A 15,592-nucleotide genomic window follows, 5' to 3' on the forward strand; every position below is an offset into this window, starting at 1 on the left:
CAACGGGACAGCCCGCCCTTCCACGAGGGCGAGCCGCCGCCCAAGGCGCGGCGCCCGCCCTCCCGGGGGTCGTACCGGCCCTCCCGGGGGCGTGGCTCCACCATCTCCGCGGGGCATGCGGCCCTTCCGGCAGGGGCCCCTTCGGGGAGGTGGCCCGTCGCCCGCCCTCCCGAGGGCCGCGTCCGTCCCTCCCGGGCGCGCTGCCCCACCATCTCCGCGGGGGCATGCGGCCCTTCGGGCAGGGGCCCTTTCGGGGAGGTGGCCCGTCGCCCTTAGGCACGGCACCCGCTTCTCCCGGGGGCGCGCCCGCCCTTGCGGGGGCGCTCGCCTCTCCCGGGGGCGCCTGCCCTCCCTCGGGCGCGGCGCCGCGCCTCCGGGGGTACGGGGCCCCTTGTCGGCCAGGGGTCAGAGGGTGTTGAGGGCGCGGGCGAGGATGGTGGCCGTGGAGGCGATGACCTTGTCGTCCACCGGGTCGGCCGGGTCGGTGCGGTTGGTGTAGATGGTCATGATGATCGGCGCGGAAGCCTTGGCGGGCCAGATGACGGCGATGTCGTTGGCGAGCCCGCGGGACCCGTTGGTGCCGGTCTTGTCGCCGATGCGCCACGTCTTGGGGAGGCCGGCGCGGATGCGGGTGTCGCCGGTCTGGTTGGCGATCAGCCAGGCGTTGAGCTGGTGCCGGTCCTTGGGGTGCAGGGCGTCGCCGACGGTGAGGGCGCGCAGGTCGCGGGCGGCGGCGGCGGGGGTGGTGGTGTCGCGCTTCTCCTTGGGCGTCCAGTCGTTGAGCGTGGGCTCCGTACGGTCGAGCCGCGAGATGGGGTCCTTGAGCGTGCGCAGGTAGCGGGTGACGGCTGCGGGGCCGCCGATCTCCTTGAGGAGCATGTTGGCGGCGGTGTTGTCGCTGTTGGTGATGGTGGCTTCGCACAGGGCGGCCACGGTCAGGCCGTCCTTGACGTGCTTCTCGGTGACGGGGGAGTGCGTCACGAGGTCGTCGGCGGTCCAGTGGAGGCGCTTAGTGAGCAGCCCGGGCTCGGCGGTGCGCGCCTGGTGGAGGACGGCGCCGCAGAGCAGGGCCTTGAACGTGGACAGCAGCGGGAAGCGTTCGCCCGAGCGGTAGGCGACGGTCCGGCCGGTGGCGGTGTCGACGGCGTACGCGCCGATGCGTCCCTGGAAGGCGGCTTCCAGGGCGCGCAGTTCCTTCTTGGCCGTCGCGCCGGGTGCGAGGTGCACGGCGGCGGCGGTCGCGGGCGCGGCGGTGGCCGGGAGGGTGGCGCCGCCGGCGAGGAGGGAGAGCGCCAGGGCGGCCGATCGCAGGGCCTGCCGGGAACGGAGCATGTCAAGTCCTTCGCGGTTCGCTGTCAGAGGGCAGGAGCAAACCAGACGTGATCAGCTCATGTCTAATAGCGATATCGCGAACGTACGAATATCAGGAAATGTATGTATGCAGGTCAAGAGCCCGGGACGAAGCGGCGGACGAGGCGTCTGAGCCGGGATTCGGGGGCGGGCGCCGGCGGGTGGCGGAGGATGTCGAGCGCCTCGGCGGCGGTGGGGCGCTTGGCCGGGGTGTGGTCGAGCATCCGCCGCACCACGTCGGGCACGTCGGGCCCGTGCGCGTCGGGGCCGGCGGGCAGGTCGCCGGTGAGGAGCTGGTAGGCGATCACGCCGGCGGCGTAGACGTCGGAGGCGGCCGTCATCCGGTCGGGCCGTTCGTGGCATTCGGGCGCGACGTAGTGGGCGTCGAGCACGTTGTGCAGCTCGTGGGCGACGGTGTAGTTGCGCGGCCCCGGCTTGGCGTAGTCGAACCCGGTGAGCACCGCGTGCCCGTCGTCGGTCACCAGCACGCTGGCCGGGGTGAGCGCGCGGTGGATGACGCCGTGGGCGTGCGCGTGGGCCAGGCCGCTCAGCATGTCCTGGATCACGGTCAGGCGTACGCCTTGACCGAGCCGCAGGTGGAGGGCCTGGCCGTGGACGTCGTCGAGCACCAGCACGAACCGGCTCTCGTCGTCGATGGCGAAGAAGTCGCGCGGGCGCACCAGGCTCGGGTGGGGCGGGATGCGGGCCAGCGACTGGTAGGCGTTGGCGATGCGCTGCCGCTCGGCGGCCCGTGACTCCTGGTCGGCCAGCGGGTCGGCCTGGTAGACGCGCAGCAGCACGGTCTCGCTGCCGGGCAGGGTGGCGTTGAAGGCGCGGTATTCGGTGATCCTGGCGTCGCCGCCGAGCTGCTCCTCGACCTCCCAGTTGCCGTAGCGCGGGGGCGCGGTGCTGCGCCGTACGGTCTGGTTGAGCGCGTCGAGGATCGCGGCGAAGTAGGGCTTGGCGTCGGGGCTGCACCCGCGCCTGACCCGGGAGACGTCGCTCAGCGTGGCGATGAGCCGGGGCAGGTCGGTGACGTTGACGGCGTCGCGCCCGGCGGGGTCGACGAGCTGGGCGTCGGGCGAGGTGAGCACCACGAGGCTGTCGACGTAGACGCGTTCGAGCTGTGTGGCTCTGGAGACGAGCAGTCCCTTGAGCGCCTTGGCGGTGCCGCGCAGCTTGGCCACCGGCGAGCCGAACGCCTCCCGCCGCGGCGGGAACCACCGCGAACCCGACACCTCGATGCGGCCGCGGGTGCCTTTGACGTCGACGACGACGAGCGAGTGGCCGGTGAGCACGAGGAGGTCGACCTCGAAGACGTCGTCTCCGCGCGGAACCTCGACGTTGTGCAGCAGCAGCCAGTCGGCCGGCGCGTGATCCCGGAGGTAGGTGATCACCCGCCGCTCGGCGTCGTTGACCGGAGGTCCCCCGCCGACGATCTCTGCCATGCGCCTATCCTCGCACGGGTTAGAGTTGACAGCATGTTGTCGTTATGACAGTATGTTGTCATGACGACGAAGACAAAGCCCGTGCATGTAGCCGTTTACGACACCCTGGCCGACTGGGAGACCGGGCACGCCACCGCCCACCTGCGCAGTGGCCGCTTCCACCGGGAGTCCGGCAGTTATGAGATCGTCACGGTCGGGCTCACCGGCGAGCCCGTGACCACCGCCGGCGGCATGCGGATCGTCCCCGACCTGACGCTCGACGCGCTCACGCCGCAGGACAGCAGCCTGCTCATCCTGCCCGGCGCCGACCTGTGGGACGCCGGCGACGACCTCGCTCCCTACGCCCGCAAGGCACGCGCGTTCCTCGACGCCGGGGTGCCCGTCGCCGCCATCTGCGGCGCCGTCGCCGGGATCGCCCGCGAAGGGCTGCTCGACGACCGCGACCACACGAGCGCCGTGGTGCAGTACCTGGAGGCCCAGCAGGGGTACGGGGGCGCCAAGCGCTACCAGGACCGCGACGCGGTGCTCGACGGCGACCTGATCACCGCCGGGCCCACCGAGCCAGTCGCCTTCGCCCGCGAGATCTTCCGCCGGCTCGACGTCTACACGCCCGAGGTGCTCGACGCCTGGTACCGGCTCTTCGCCAAGAGCGACGCGTCGGCGTACGAGGTGCTGATGGCGGCATGAGCGAAACGGGCGAGCTGCTGTCGGGCAGCGCGTTGACGGTCTTCCGGCTCAACGGCCAGTTCCTCGACGTCGCCGAGAAGCTGGCCAGGCCCGCCGGGCTCACCGCCGCCTGGTGGCAGGTGCTGGGCGCCATCCTGCACGAGCCGCTGCCGGTCTCCGGGGTGGCCAGGGTGATGGGCATGAGCCGTCAGGGCGTCCAGCGGATCGCCGACCTGCTGGTGGAGAAGGGGCTGGCCGAATACCTGCCCAACCCGGCGCACCGGCGGGCCAAGCTGCTCAACCCCACCCCGGAGGGGCGGGCCGCCATCGCCCGTATCGATCCCGCCCACCAGGAGCTCGCCGACCGGCTGGTGGCCGAGCTGGGGCTGCCCGCCGCCCGCGACACCCTCGCCGCCCTCCGCCGCCTCTCCGAAGCCCTCGACCACCTCTCCGACTGACCCCGGACGGCTTCCGCGCGGCTTCCGGGCGGGCTCCCCGGGCGGCTCCCGGGCGGCTCCCGGGCGGTTCCAGGGCGGCACCCAGGCGGCTCCGGGGCGGCTCCGGGGCGGCTCCGGGGCGGCTCCGGGGCGGGGTTCCGGGCGGGCTTCCCGGGAGGCTCCCAGGCGGTTCCCGGGCGGCACCCAGGCGGCTCCCGGGCGGCCCGCCGGGGGTGTGGGCCGCTCCCCACCCGCACTCCGGCTTCTCGGCTGAGCGGCGAGTGCCGCGCAGGGGAGGCGGGTGGCAAGGGTCAGCGGGCGGTGGCGAGGACGAGGCCGGAGGCGTGGTCGAGTTCGACCGCCACGAGCCGTTCGTGGGCGAGCAGGGCGTCGCGGACGGCGCGCTGCTTGCGGATGAGGTCGTCGTCCCAGCCGGGTGCCGGGGCGAGGTCGTCGACGAGGAGGATGCCGCGCGGGCGGAGGGCGGCGATGGTGCGGTCGAGGCCGACGTGCTTGCCGCCCGTGGCGTCGGCGAAGATCAGGTCGAAGGCGCCGAGCCGACCGAGCAGGTCCAGGGCGTCGCCCGTACGGAGGTCGACGAAGGGGGGCCAGCCGTCGCGGGCGGCGAGTGCGGCGCGGTCGGGGTCGCGTTCGACGCTCGTGACCGTGACGTCGGTGCGCGGCAGGAGGCCGCTGACGAGCCAGGCGAGCCCGACGCCGGCGCCGGTGCCGAGCTCCAGGACGCGCCCGCCTTCGGGGACGGCGGCGGCGAGTGCGGCGAGGAGGCGGCCGACGCCCGGATCGCACGAGTAGGCGAACGACGCCTCTTCGGCCCGGGCCACGGCCGCCGTGACCAGATCGGTTTCCATGGTCCTGTCCTACCTCGCGGGGCGCAGCCGGGGCATCCGGGTTCGCGGCTTGAAGACGGACAGGCCGGTCGCGAGCATCAGCATCGCGAGCTGGCAGCCGAGCGAGGCCACCTGGGCCCACTGCCGTGAGGAGGCCACCTGGGCGGCGCCTTCGGTGGCGGCGGCCATGCCCTCGGGGTCGAACAGGAACATCCCCGCGCAGATCGTGGCGAGCAGCAGCGCCAGCTTGGCCGCGACCCAGACGTGGCGCAGCACCCCCCAGTGGCTCGTCAGCCCGAGCAGGACGCCGGTGACGAGCGACAGCATGCTGAGCGGTATTCCGCCCGCGAAAACGAGCGCGGGCATCAACCGGTAGGCGGCGTGCGCCAAAGCGAGGTCATTCGTGAGTGTCGCCGCAGTATTGAGCACCACGAGTCCCCATACCTCGCCCAGCAGCGCGACCGAGGCGACGATGTGGATGACCAGCAGTGACTTGCGGGTACGCGGTCGTATCGCAGTCATCTTTACCTCCGGTTCCCGAACGAACTCCTGGCCATCGTGACCCGCGTCCCGGGCGGTGCGCGTCGGACCAGAGGCGGCACCGCCGCTACACCTCACGGCGTATTGCGGGCGCGCGCGATTCCCAAGCGGCGGGTGATCGTCGGTTTCCCGCTGGTGCGTGAACGGCTACGTCATCACCGGGTGAGGCCAAAAGAAATGCCGTTTCGATTGCGCGGATCGGCCGTGGCATTTGTGTTCGACGGCGGTGTCGATCGCCAAGAAACCGAGGCCGCCCCTTGACCTCGGTCTGAGAAGATCCGGTTGCGGTTCCGGCGCGCTGCCGCAATTGTTATCCGCGGCACCTCACAGCCCTGCAGAAACGACTAAGGCGCTGGAATTCTCAGGCGCCGATCAATGGAGGAACGAAACATGATCCGTCGCATTCTTGCCGGTGCAGCCATCGTGGGCGCCGCGCTGGGCTTCTGTGCCGGCGCCGCTTCGGCCGACGTCGGCCCGAGCGCGAGCAACACGGGCCAGAGCATCATCGGCCAGTTCAGCGTCATCGACGACGTCACCGCGCTGAACAACGTCCTGAACGACTCGGTCAAGTACATCGACCTGGGCACCGTCGGTCACCTGCAGGACGTCGAGCTGAACCTGCTGGCCAACGTCGAGGACTAGGAGCGACGGGAAATCGGCGCTCGACCTGAAAAGCTCGCCGGCAAAAGCCGGTGAACCGTCACCCCGCCCGGGTCCCGGTTGAAACGCCGGGACGTTTCCCGGAAGGGCGGCCGTGGATACTCGAGGCCACGGCAGCCCGGTGCGCACCGACGGGCCGGGTGGCGGGCGGCCCGGAGGGCCTGCTCCATCGAGCAGGCCGTCCGGGGCCGCGCGTCAGAGGCCGGCGTCCGCCGCTCTTTCCTCGGTCGGCCGGACGGCTCCCATGAACGTCGGCCGGTCCAGCGGGTCGAGCCGGACGAACGCGCCCGTATAGGGGGCGTGGACCATACGCTCGCGATCGACGGCCAGGCCGACGTGCTCGGGGCCGGAGCGCCGCGGATCGTTGTCGTAAAAGACGAGGTCCCCGGGCCGCACCTGTTCCTTGGGCACGCGGGCACCTGATCGCCACTGCTCCTTCGTGGTGCGGCCGATCAGTTCCCCGGCCGAGGCCCACGCGTACTGCGTGAGGCCGGAGCAGTCGAATCCTTTGGTCTTCGCACCCTTTCCGATGCCGAATCCGGGGCCGTCCACCCCGCCGCCGCCCCATGAGTACGGGACGCCGATCATCTCGATCGCGGCCCGCACCGCGATGGCGCCCGCGGCGGCCCGGTCCACGTGAAAGGTTTCGGAATAACGCGGCCCGCATTCAGGGCCGCAGTCGCGAGCCACTGCCGGCGCGCAATCCAGCGTGCCGGTGAACACACACGCCAGGGCCATCACGATAAATGTGCGTCTTGCCTCCATGGTCAATCCACCGCTTCTGCGACTCGTTTCACCGGCTCTCGATGCCGGCGCTGCTGTCCCAGAGCTTTCCTCTCGACCGATGGGGACAAAACACCCTTTTGGGGAGGCGAGAGGCGCATATGGCCATAACGTGAAAGAAAATCCGTCAAAGCCACCAGACGAATCCTGATAAATCCGGACATATGGTGGCGCGATGCCCACGACGATTCTCGTGAATCGGTTTTGACCTAGGTTTAGGCGCCTCGCCTTGCCCGTCGAAGCCGCGATACACGATCGTTGTCCGAGGCATCTCGAAAGCACAGCGAACACAATCGCGATGACGCGCTTTCCGCGCCGATTCCTACGAAGGAGTTCTACAAATGATGCGTCGCATTCTCGCCGGTGCCGCCATCTGCGGTCTCGCGCTCGGCTTCTCCGCGGGCGTGGCCTCGGCCGACGTCGGCCCGAACGTCAGCAACACCGGCCAGCAGATCCTCAGCCAGTTCTCCATCATCGACGACGTGGCGCTGGCCAACGACGTCCTCAACGACTCGGTCAAGTACATCGACGTGCTGACCTTCCTGCACCTGCAGGACGTCGAGGGCAACGTCCTGAGCAACGTCGAGGACTGATCCCGCGGCGCCGGTGGCGCGTACGGCCCGGCCGGCCCGCACCTCCCCGGACGCGGGGAGCCCCGGAGCCGCCGGGTCGTGGCACCAGCGTGTGACAGGCGTACGGGCAATCTGATCGGCCCCGGCACCACCAGTGCCGGGGCTTTCGCATGCCCGGCCCCGATCAGCGGTCCGATGGGGGTGAAACGCTCATCGGACCATTCCTTCTATAAAAGTGCTGTAAACGGTCATTTTTCTCGCGAACATTACAAAGAGAAACATAGTTCGTGTAACCTGGTTCTCGGTTGCCGCTGCTGCGGTGACCGACCCCCGGACTCGGAGCGATGGGGGGTGTGCACCAGATGGAGCGACTGCTCTACCAGGACCAGCAGCTACGGATCGTCGTGCTGGCCGCGCCGCCGGACCCGGCCGTCAGCCTCTGCGGCGAGGTCGACATCACCAACAGCCCCGCGCTCGCCCGCGCGCTGGCCCTGTGGCGTGACGGGTGCCCGCATCTGACCGTCGACACCGCCGCCCTCACGTTCGTCGACCTGTCGGGCATCCGGGTGCTGGCCCTGCCCGCGCTGCCCCCGGCCGAGCGGTGGATCCGCCTGCGCAACGTCACGCCGTGCCAGCGCCGCATGCTGGAGCTGATGGGCTGGTTCGACGGATCCCACCCGGTGGCCGTGCCCTGAAGACCACTCCAAGGACCGGCTAGACGATCAGCGCGGCCGACGTGCCGATCCCCGTGGGCCCGGCCAGCTTGGGCCGAGGCGGCCGGTGGTGACGGCGCAGCGACTCCTCGTCGTAACGGCGGCAGTCGCGGTGCCACACGTAGATGCCCGACATCCAGTTCTCCAGCTCGGTGACGTACTCGGCGACCGCCTTCCGCCCGTCGTCGCCCAGCCCGAGATCGTCGAACACGACCGGCAGCTCGTGCGCGGCCACGTGCTGGAACTGCCGCATCCGCGACTCCAGCAGGTCGACCACGATGCGCAGCGCCGTGTCGCGGTCGCAGCCGAAGAAGCACTGCGTGACCAGCACCCCGTTGTGCAGCTCGCCCTCGTACTCGATCTCCTTCTGGTACGAGTAGACGTCGTTGAGCAGGGTCGCGTAGTCCTGGGCCGAGTTCTCCAGCGAGCGCATCGGCCCGCTGTCGTAGACCTCCTGCGGGATCCGGTCGGCCCGGGCCAGCCGGCACAGGGCCATCGTCAGGTCCGATCCGAAGGTGAGCCGCCGCATCTCCACGTAGTCGACGGGGTCGGGCACCCGGTTCTCGGCCTGGTTGGCCAGCTCCCACAGCCAGCTCGACGCCATCTTCTCAATGGCCGCCCGGAACGTACGCCGCGCGCCCTGGCTCATCGGCCGGGCCGAGCGCCCCCACAGGTCGGCCAGCGACAGCTCCAGCGGGCTGACGGGCGCCGGGTAGGTGACGCCGTCGAGCGGCATGAACAGCGACAGCCGCTCCACGGTGGCCCGCGCGGCGGCCAGGCTGCGCCCGTGGCCGAACACGACGGGGAAGTAGTCGTCGCCGTAGGTCCCCCACGCCAGCCACGCCGAGGACAGGTCGAGCTCCTCGGGCGTCGCGTCGGGGTCCAGCCCGGCCGCGCAGAGCGGCAGGTCGTAGTCGATCAGCTTGTCCTCGTCCCACACGGCCGAGCCGGTGATGCCGGGCTGCGCCTCCAGCAGCCCCATCCGGTGCGCCCACGTGACCACGTTGCGCCGGGCGGCCTCCAGGTGCGGTGACAGCTCCGGCGTGAACGGCTGGTAGAGGTCCGGCACCGGCAGCGGCCCGACCTTCTCGTACGGCACGTGCGCGTAGGACCTGACGCGCTTGAGCCCCAGCAGGTCGACGACCGACTTCATGCCGAGCGCCGGGGCGGAGGCGTTCTGGTTCATGTAGCGGCTGGAGCGCAGGTGCCAGGCGTGACCGCCGGACTGCCAGTCCTGCAGCCCCTTGACGTAGGCCAGCACGCCGGCGCAGGTCAGCGGGTCGATCCCGTGCTCGACGAACAGCGGCCCCAGCTCGACGGCGACGGTGTGCTCGAACTGCTGCAGCCGCGAGGTGAGCAGGTCGTTGACCGCGTCGGCGGCCTCCTGCGTCGAGCAGCCGAGGAACGTCTCCAGCACCAGGATGCCGTTGCTCAGCTCGCCCTCCTCCTGCGTCTCGCGCTGGTAGGAGAAGATGTCGTTGCGCAGGTGGACGGCGTCGGAGAAGGCGTCGCGCAGCACCCGCATCGGCCGTGAGGCGGAGATCACGGCAGGCACCTCGGCGCCCGCCGCGTGCTCGATCAGCCCCGCCGACCAGGGCGCCCCGCCGACCTTGCGGCGCATCTCGATGTACTCGACCGGGTTGGGCACCCGGCCCGCGTTGATGTTGGACAGCTCCCACAGCGACTCGTTCAGCAGGTTGAGGGTGCTCTCCGTGAAACGCGCCTGCCAGTCGGCCGACGTGCCGGGCACCGTGCGCGCCCACAGGTCGGCCAGCCCCGCCTCGACCGGGTTGACCGGCTCGGGGCCCGCGGTGCTCATGAAGGCGGGCAGCCGGTCCAGGTACGCCTTGCCGCCCTCGCGGTCGCCCGTCCGCTTGAACACGTCGAGAAAGTGGTCGTCGAAGAAGAAGACCCACACGTACCAGTCGGTGATCAGGCTGAGCTCGGTGGCGTCGCAGTCAGGATGGGTGTACGCGCACAGCAGCGCGTAGTCGTGCGCGTCGAGGTCGGCCTCCTCCCAGATGCCCGAGCCTTCCAGCATGCCCATCTTCCTGGCCCACTGTTTGGAGTGGGTCCTGGCCTCCTCAAGGTGGGGGTTGAGCCGGGCCGGATACGGGACGTAGAAGTCCGGCAGGTCAAAGGGTTGCGCCATCGTGGCTCCGTTCGGCTGTGAAGATCAGGTGAAGGTCAGCTGTGTACCTCGACGTCCCCGAGCACGCCCAGCGCGTCGGGCACGAGCACCGCGGCCGAGTAATAGGCGCTGACCAGGTAGGTGGTGATCCCTCGCTCGTCGATGCCCATCACCTTCACGCTGAGGCCGGGCCGGTGCTCGTCGGGGACGCCGGTCTGGTGCAGGCCGACGACCCCCTGCTCGTCCTCGCCCGTGCGGATCGCCAGGATCGAGCTGGTGCCGGCCCGGCTGACCGGGATCTTGTCGCAGGGCAGGATCGGCACCCCACGCCAGGCGGCCAGCGTGCTGCCGTCGAGCACGACGCTGTCCATGCAGACGCCGGCGGCGCTGCACTGCCGGCCGAACGCGGCGATGGCCAGCGGGTTGGCCAGGAAGTAGCGGGTCTTGCGCCTGCGGCAGAGCAGGTCGTCGAGGTCGGCGGGGGTGGGCGGCCCGGTGCGGGTGGTCAGCCGCTGGCCCGGGGCGACGTTGTGGAGCAGCCCGAAGTCCGGGTTGTTGACCAGTTCGCGCTCCTGCGCCTCGCGCACCGCCTCGATCGTGAGTCTGAGCTGCTCCTCGGTCTGGTCCATCGGGCTGCTGAACAGGTCGGCGACCCTGGTGTGCATCCTGAGCACCGCCTGGGAGACGCTCAGCTCGTACTCGCGGGGGCCCGGGTCGTAGTCGACGAACGTGCCCGGCAGCACGACCTCGCCGCGGTGCCCGGACAGCAGGTCGATCGCCGCCTCGCCGTACTTGTTGGCCGGGCCGGCCGGTCGCCGCGCGAGGTGCTCGCCCAGCGACGGCCGGCGCGCGGCCAGGTCGTCCAGCGCCTGCCAGGGCAGGGCCAGCACGACGCAGGCGGTGCGTGCCGCCAGCGTGACCTCCCACGGCGTCGATCGGCTGTCCGCACGGCTGCCGGCGTGGTCGCCGGTCGACAGCATGCCCCGCGCGACGCTGTTGCCGTACGTGCTCGTGCACAGCTTGGCGATCTTGCCGTGGGCGAGCAGGATCAGCTCGTTCTGCGGCGATCCCTCCCTGGCGATCACCTCGCCGCGCACGTACTCGCGCTGCTCGAACATCCCGGCCAGGGACTCCAGCACGGCCCGGTCCTCGTACCCGTGCAGGAAGGGCAGCTCGGTGAGGCTCGGCGGCACCACCCGCAGCCGCGTCCCCGTATGGGAGAAGGCCACCCGGCCGCCGCCCGTCTCGTAGGTGAGGCGGCGGTTCACCCGGTAGGTGCCGGCCGTGAGCTCCACCCAGGGGAGCGCGCGCAGCAGCCAGCGCGGGGAGATCTCCCGCATGTGCGGAGCCGTCTTGGACGTCGTGGCGAGCTTGCGCGCCGCCGCCGTGTCCAGGCTCAGCCGTGCCTCCAACTCCGACAACCGAAACACCACCAATCCCTGGCCGGAAATGCTCTGTTAGTCCTCGCGCCCGATCTCGACGTCCTCCAGCACGGCCAGCGCGTCGGGCACCAGGACGGCGACCGAGTAGTAGGCGCTGACCAGGTAGGACACGACGGCCTTCTCGTTGATGTTCATGAACCTGACCGACAGGCTCGGCTGGTACTCGTCGGGGATGCCGGTCTGGTGCAGGCCGACCACGCCCTGGTTCTCCTGGCCGGTGCGCATGAGCAGCACCGAGCTGGTGCGCCGGCCGGAGACCGGGATCTTGTTGCACGGGAAGATCGGCACGCCCCGCCAGGCGGGCACCCGGTGGCCGTTGACCTCGCTCGACTGCGGGTAGAGGCCGCGCTTGCTGCACTCCCGGCCGAAGGCGGCGATCGTCTGCGGGTGGGCCAGGAAGAACGCCGGCTCCTTCCACACCTTCGCCAGCAGGTCGTCCATGTCGTCGGGGGTGGGCGGGCCGGTGCGGGTGCGCACCCGCTGGCTGAAGTCGGCGTTGTGCAGCAGGCCGAACTCGCGGTTGTTGACCAGCTCGTCCTCCTGGCGCTCGCGCAGCGCCTCGACGGTCAGCCTGAGCTGCTGGTCGAGCTGGTTCATCGGCTGGTTGTAGAGGTCGGAGACCCGGCTGTGCACGCGCAGGACGGTCTGGGCGACGCTCAGCTCGTATTCACGCGGGCTCAGTTCGTAGTCGACGAACGTGCCGGGCAGCACGGGCTCGCCGCTGTGCCCGGACGACATGTCGATCGCGGCCTCGCCGTAGTCGTTGCTGGCCCGATCGCTGGCCGCCTGCCACGCCTCCAGGTGCTCGCGCAGGCTTGGCGAGCGGTCCAGCAGTTGCTGGAAGTCCTCCCTCGACAGCGTCAGCACGGTGGTGGCGGTCTTCGCCTTGGCGGAGAACTCCCATTGGCCGCCGCCGGACAGCAACTGCTCGCCGAGGTAGTCGCCGTCGGCGAGCACGCCCAGGTTCTGCGTGTCGCCGTAGGCGCCCTGGGCCTCCTTGCCGACACGGCCGTGCGCGATGAGCACGAGCTGGTCGACCGGCTCGTCCTCGCGCACGATCTCCTCGCCGGGCTCGACCTCCCGCTGGGCGAAGCGGTAGGCGAGCGCTTCGAGGACCTCGATGTCGTCGTAGCCGCGCAGCATGGGCAGTTCGGACAGTTCGGCGGGGACGACCCGGACCTCGGAGCCGGTGGTGCTGAAGGTGATGCGGCCGTCGCCCAGCGTGTAGGTCAGGCGGCGGTTGACCCGGTAGACGCCACCGGAGGTCTGCACCCAGGGCAGCAGCTTGAGCAGCCACCGGGAGGTGATCTCCTGCATCTGGGGCGCGGTCTTGGTGGTCGTCGCCAGGTTGCGCGCGGCGTCGGTGCTCAGGCTGAGCTGGTGCCCGTTGCCGTTGACCGGTGCGGTCGATTCTGTCGTTTCTGTCACGTGCTCCACCAATCAGGAGAAGGTTGGACGTTACTGAGAGGAAAGTTCAGTTACGGTCGGTGACCGTCAGCGGGCAGCACGAAGCGCCCGCCGTGCCCGGGGCCGGTCTAGCTGTCGCGGTGCGCCAGCTCGGCTGCCAGGACGGTGAGCGCGACGCGGGCCTCGGCCTCGACGGCCGTGGCGTCGAGGACGCGGACCGCGGTGCGGACCCGATCGTCGATCATCGACTCGACCTCGGCGAGCGCGCCGGTGTCGGTCATGATCTGGCACACCTCGGCGGCGTGCTCCTCGGTCAGGTCGGGGTTGCCGTGCCAGGCGCGCAGGTAGGCGAGCTGGGCGGGCGTGGCCCGCTGGACGGCGTGCGCGTAGAGGACGGTCTGCTTGCCCTCGCGCAGGTCGTCGAGCGCCGACTTGCCGGTCTCGCCCGACGAGCCGAACATGCCGAGCACGTCGTCACGCAGCTGGAACGCCTCGCCCAGCGGCACCCCGAACTCCGAGTAGGCGCGCAGCAGGCCGGGCTCGGCCCCGGCGAGCGCGCCGCCGATCTGCAGCGGCCGCTCCACGGTGTACTTGGCCGTCTTGTAGCGGATCGTGGTCAGCGCCTGCTCGACGCTGACGCCGGCCCGGAGCTGGGCGAGGATGTCCAGATACTGGCCGCTGATGACCTCGGTGCGCATCGTGTCGAACAGGTGGTGGGCCGCCCGCAGCCGGACGGGCTCCACCCCGCACGACGACAGCAGCGTGTCGGACCAGGCGAGGCTGAGCGTGCCGAGCAGGATGCCGCCCGCCCGCCCGAACGCCTCGGCGCCGGGCCCGGAGTGCAGCCGGGCCAGGCTGCGGTGGACCGTGGCCTGGCCGCGGCGCAGATCGCTGCCGTCCATGATGTCGTCGTGGATGAGCAGGCCCGCGTGACACAGCTCAAGGGCGGCCGCCGCGCTGATGATCTCGTCGCAGTCGTCGCCGCCGGCTCCCCGCCACCCCCAGTAGCACAGCTGCGGGCGGATGCGCTTGCCGCCGCCCAGGATGAACTCGACGAGCAACCGGTAGGCCGCCACCACGTCCGGGTCCGAGACCGGCGCCTGCCACTCGTCGAGGAAGCCGATCAGGCGGTCGTCGATCCGCGGCCCCAGCAAGTTGGGGGTGAAGCTCACCGTCATGGTGCCGGGCTCCTTCTGTCTACCGTTCGCTACCAGTAGTTACTCACCGAATACGGAGGGTGTAAAGCATGTTTACCGGATGGAGTTTTTCCGGACTGAAGAACGCCTGGTCCGAGGGTTTGTCATGACACATGGAGGCGATTCGCGCCCCCCGGCCTAGGGGTGCTTTGTGGGGGTATGCGGCTCGTGAAGCCGATCCTGAGGAGTTGCCATGAAGGCCGTCACCTGGCACGGCAAGCGCGACGTCCGGGTCGAGGACGTCCCCGACCCGCAGATCAAGGAACCGAACGACGCCGTCATCAAGGTCACCACGACCGGCCTGTGCGGCTCCGACCTGCACCTGTACGAGGTGCTCGGGCCGTTCATGACCCAGGGCGACATCCTCGGCCACGAGCCGATGGGCATCGTCGAGGAGGTCGGCTCGCAGGTCACCACGCTCAGGCCGGGCGACCGGGTGGTGATCCCGTTCAACATCTCCTGCGGCCACTGCCACATGTGCGGCATGGAGCTGTACGCCCAGTGCGAGACCACCCAGGTCCGCGAGCACGGCATGGGCGCCGCGCTGTTCGGCTACACCAAGCTGTACGGCCAGGTGCCGGGCGGCCAGGCCGAGTACCTGCGGGTGCCGCAGGCCCAGTTCGGCCCGATCAAGGTGCCGAACGGGCCGCCCGACGAGCGGTTCGTCTACCTGTCGGACGTGCTGCCCACCGCCTGGCAGGCCGTCCAGTACGCGCACCTGCCCGACGGGGGCAGCCTCACGGTCTTCGGGCTCGGCCCCATCGGCCAGATGTGCGCCCGCATCGCCCGCCACCTCGGCCACCGGGTCATCGGCGTCGACGGCGTGCCCGAGCGGCTGGAGATGGCCCGCCGCCACGGCGTCGAGGTCGTCGACGCGAGCGAGACCACCGACGTGCCGGAGGCGGTCAGGCAGCTCACCTCCGGACGCGGCACCGACTCGGTGATCGACGCCGTCGGCATGGAGGCGCACGGCTCGCCCGCCGCCAAGCTGGCCCAGACGATGACGGGCGCGCTGCCCGACGCGCTGGCCGCCCAGCTCATGAGCCACGCGGGCGTGGACCGCCTCGCCGCGCTCAACCAGGCCATCGACACCGTACGGCGCGGCGGCGTGATCTCCGTCATCGGCGTCTACGGCGGCATGACCGACCCGATGCCGATGCTGCGCATGTTCGACAAGGGCATCTCGCTGCGGATGGGCCAGGCGCACGTCAGGCGGTGGGTCGGCGCGCTGATGCCGCTGGTCACCGACGACGCCGATCCGCTCGGCGTGATGGACCTGGCCACGCACCGGGTCCCGTTGCAGCGGGCGCCGGAGGCGTACGAGATGTTCCAGAAGAAGCGGGACGGCGCGATCAAGGTGCTGATCGAACCCTGACCAGCGCGTTTCGTCCCTTTCTGA

General features: G+C 70.6%; 15 protein-coding genes. 6 read left to right on the forward strand and 9 right to left on the reverse strand.

All coding sequences use genetic code 11. The features are described from left to right. Window positions 1–405: 405 nt before the first annotated feature. Together bla and AB0J53_RS11950 are read right to left on the reverse strand one after the other, a co-directional pair. Window positions 406–1,332, reverse strand: coding sequence for a class A beta-lactamase (bla, locus tag AB0J53_RS11945; protein WP_364171266.1), 927 nt, complete (start codon window positions 1,330–1,332; stop codon window positions 406–408). Between the two features lie 113 nt (window positions 1,333–1,445). Further along, window positions 1,446–2,798 carry an NERD domain-containing protein kinase family protein gene (locus tag AB0J53_RS11950; protein WP_219501494.1) on the reverse strand — a complete coding sequence of 451 codons (1,353 nt, stop codon included), beginning with the start codon at window positions 2,796–2,798 and terminating at the stop codon, window positions 1,446–1,448. Between the two features lie 60 nt (window positions 2,799–2,858). On the opposite strand from AB0J53_RS11950, the gene AB0J53_RS11955 reads away from it, so the two are divergent. Both AB0J53_RS11955 and AB0J53_RS11960 read left to right on the forward strand, forming a co-directional pair. Continuing rightward, complete coding sequence (locus AB0J53_RS11955; protein WP_364171269.1) at window positions 2,859–3,485, forward strand: type 1 glutamine amidotransferase family protein; 627 nt, start codon at window positions 2,859–2,861, stop codon at window positions 3,483–3,485. After that, window positions 3,482–3,922: a MarR family transcriptional regulator gene (locus AB0J53_RS11960; protein ID WP_364171271.1), complete on the forward strand. Its 441-nt coding sequence runs from the start codon at window positions 3,482–3,484 to the stop codon at window positions 3,920–3,922. Before AB0J53_RS11955 ends, AB0J53_RS11960 begins: the two co-directional genes overlap by 4 nt. Before the next feature lie 290 nt (window positions 3,923–4,212). Here the strand turns inward: AB0J53_RS11960 and AB0J53_RS11965 are convergent, their stop codons facing one another. Together AB0J53_RS11965 and AB0J53_RS11970 are read right to left on the reverse strand one after the other, a co-directional pair. After that, window positions 4,213–4,770 (reverse strand): class I SAM-dependent methyltransferase, encoded by a 558-nt coding sequence (locus tag AB0J53_RS11965; protein WP_364171273.1) that lies wholly within the window; start codon window positions 4,768–4,770, stop codon window positions 4,213–4,215. A gap of 9 nt (window positions 4,771–4,779) precedes the next feature. After that, complete coding sequence (locus AB0J53_RS11970; protein WP_219501503.1) at window positions 4,780–5,271, reverse strand: hypothetical protein; 492 nt, start codon at window positions 5,269–5,271, stop codon at window positions 4,780–4,782. 408 nt (window positions 5,272–5,679) lie between these two features. Here AB0J53_RS11970 and AB0J53_RS11975 point away from each other — a divergent pair, with 408 nt between their 5' ends. Continuing rightward, window positions 5,680–5,931, forward strand: coding sequence for a hypothetical protein (locus AB0J53_RS11975; RefSeq protein ID WP_219501505.1), 252 nt, complete (start codon window positions 5,680–5,682; stop codon window positions 5,929–5,931). Window positions 5,932–6,144: 213 nt separating this feature from the next. Here AB0J53_RS11975 and AB0J53_RS11980 read toward each other — a convergent pair whose 3' ends face one another. Continuing rightward, entirely contained in the window at window positions 6,145–6,714 is a 570-nt protein-coding gene (locus AB0J53_RS11980) for a C40 family peptidase (protein ID WP_364171276.1), read from the reverse strand. Window positions 6,715–7,073: 359 nt separating this feature from the next. Here AB0J53_RS11980 and AB0J53_RS11985 point away from each other — a divergent pair, with 359 nt between their 5' ends. Together AB0J53_RS11985 and AB0J53_RS11990 are read left to right on the forward strand one after the other, a co-directional pair. Next, window positions 7,074–7,325 (forward strand): hypothetical protein, encoded by a 252-nt coding sequence (locus AB0J53_RS11985; protein ID WP_219501509.1) that lies wholly within the window; start codon window positions 7,074–7,076, stop codon window positions 7,323–7,325. A gap of 341 nt (window positions 7,326–7,666) precedes the next feature. Next, on the forward strand, window positions 7,667–7,999 hold the full coding sequence (locus AB0J53_RS11990; RefSeq protein ID WP_364171278.1) for an STAS domain-containing protein: 333 nt from the start codon (window positions 7,667–7,669) through the stop codon (window positions 7,997–7,999). 19 nt (window positions 8,000–8,018) lie between these two features. Here AB0J53_RS11990 and AB0J53_RS11995 read toward each other — a convergent pair whose 3' ends face one another. From AB0J53_RS11995 to AB0J53_RS12010, 4 genes are all read right to left on the reverse strand, one after another. After that, window positions 8,019–10,169 carry a terpene synthase family protein gene (locus tag AB0J53_RS11995; RefSeq protein WP_364171280.1) on the reverse strand — a complete coding sequence of 717 codons (2,151 nt, stop codon included), beginning with the start codon at window positions 10,167–10,169 and terminating at the stop codon, window positions 8,019–8,021. A gap of 35 nt (window positions 10,170–10,204) precedes the next feature. Further along, the gene (locus AB0J53_RS12000; protein WP_364171282.1) at window positions 10,205–11,569 is read right to left on the reverse strand and encodes a family 2B encapsulin nanocompartment shell protein; all 1,365 of its coding nucleotides are present in this window, start codon (window positions 11,567–11,569) and stop codon (window positions 10,205–10,207) included. Window positions 11,570–11,605: 36 nt separating this feature from the next. Continuing rightward, window positions 11,606–13,018, reverse strand: a complete 1,413-nt coding sequence (locus tag AB0J53_RS12005) for a family 2B encapsulin nanocompartment shell protein (protein WP_364171284.1) — start codon at window positions 13,016–13,018, stop codon at window positions 11,606–11,608. 107 nt (window positions 13,019–13,125) lie between these two features. After that, a complete protein-coding gene (locus AB0J53_RS12010; RefSeq protein WP_364171286.1) occupies window positions 13,126–14,175 on the reverse strand; it encodes a polyprenyl synthetase family protein in 1,050 nt (349 codons plus the stop codon). A gap of 211 nt (window positions 14,176–14,386) precedes the next feature. Between AB0J53_RS12010 and AB0J53_RS12015 the strand changes: the two genes are divergently transcribed. After that, window positions 14,387–15,568, forward strand: a complete 1,182-nt coding sequence (locus tag AB0J53_RS12015) for a zinc-dependent alcohol dehydrogenase (protein ID WP_219501519.1) — start codon at window positions 14,387–14,389, stop codon at window positions 15,566–15,568. Window positions 15,569–15,592: the final 24 nt, after the last annotated feature.

Origin of the sequence: Nonomuraea sp. NPDC049725, from assembly GCF_040674795.1 — a bacterium.
Classification (GTDB): Bacteria; Actinomycetota; Actinomycetes; order Streptosporangiales; family Streptosporangiaceae; genus Nonomuraea; species Nonomuraea ceibae.

Coding starts and splice junctions, on each gene's coding strand:
- bla (WP_364171266.1), bottom strand. CDS start 1,332: ATGCTCCGTTCCCGGCAGGCCCTGCGATCGGCCGCCCTGGCGCTCTCC.
- AB0J53_RS11950 (WP_219501494.1), bottom strand. CDS start 2,798: ATGGCAGAGATCGTCGGCGGGGGACCTCCGGTCAACGACGCCGAGCGG.
- AB0J53_RS11955 (WP_364171269.1), top strand. CDS start 2,859: ATGACGACGAAGACAAAGCCCGTGCATGTAGCCGTTTACGACACCCTG.
- AB0J53_RS11960 (WP_364171271.1), top strand. CDS start 3,482: ATGAGCGAAACGGGCGAGCTGCTGTCGGGCAGCGCGTTGACGGTCTTC.
- AB0J53_RS11965 (WP_364171273.1), bottom strand. CDS start 4,770: ATGGAAACCGATCTGGTCACGGCGGCCGTGGCCCGGGCCGAAGAGGCG.
- AB0J53_RS11970 (WP_219501503.1), bottom strand. CDS start 5,271: ATGACTGCGATACGACCGCGTACCCGCAAGTCACTGCTGGTCATCCAC.
- AB0J53_RS11975 (WP_219501505.1), top strand. CDS start 5,680: ATGATCCGTCGCATTCTTGCCGGTGCAGCCATCGTGGGCGCCGCGCTG.
- AB0J53_RS11980 (WP_364171276.1), bottom strand. CDS start 6,714: ATGGAGGCAAGACGCACATTTATCGTGATGGCCCTGGCGTGTGTGTTC.
- AB0J53_RS11985 (WP_219501509.1), top strand. CDS start 7,074: ATGATGCGTCGCATTCTCGCCGGTGCCGCCATCTGCGGTCTCGCGCTC.
- AB0J53_RS11990 (WP_364171278.1), top strand. CDS start 7,667: ATGGAGCGACTGCTCTACCAGGACCAGCAGCTACGGATCGTCGTGCTG.
- AB0J53_RS11995 (WP_364171280.1), bottom strand. CDS start 10,169: ATGGCGCAACCCTTTGACCTGCCGGACTTCTACGTCCCGTATCCGGCC.
- AB0J53_RS12010 (WP_364171286.1), bottom strand. CDS start 14,175: ATGACGGTGAGCTTCACCCCCAACTTGCTGGGGCCGCGGATCGACGAC.
- AB0J53_RS12015 (WP_219501519.1), top strand. CDS start 14,387: ATGAAGGCCGTCACCTGGCACGGCAAGCGCGACGTCCGGGTCGAGGAC.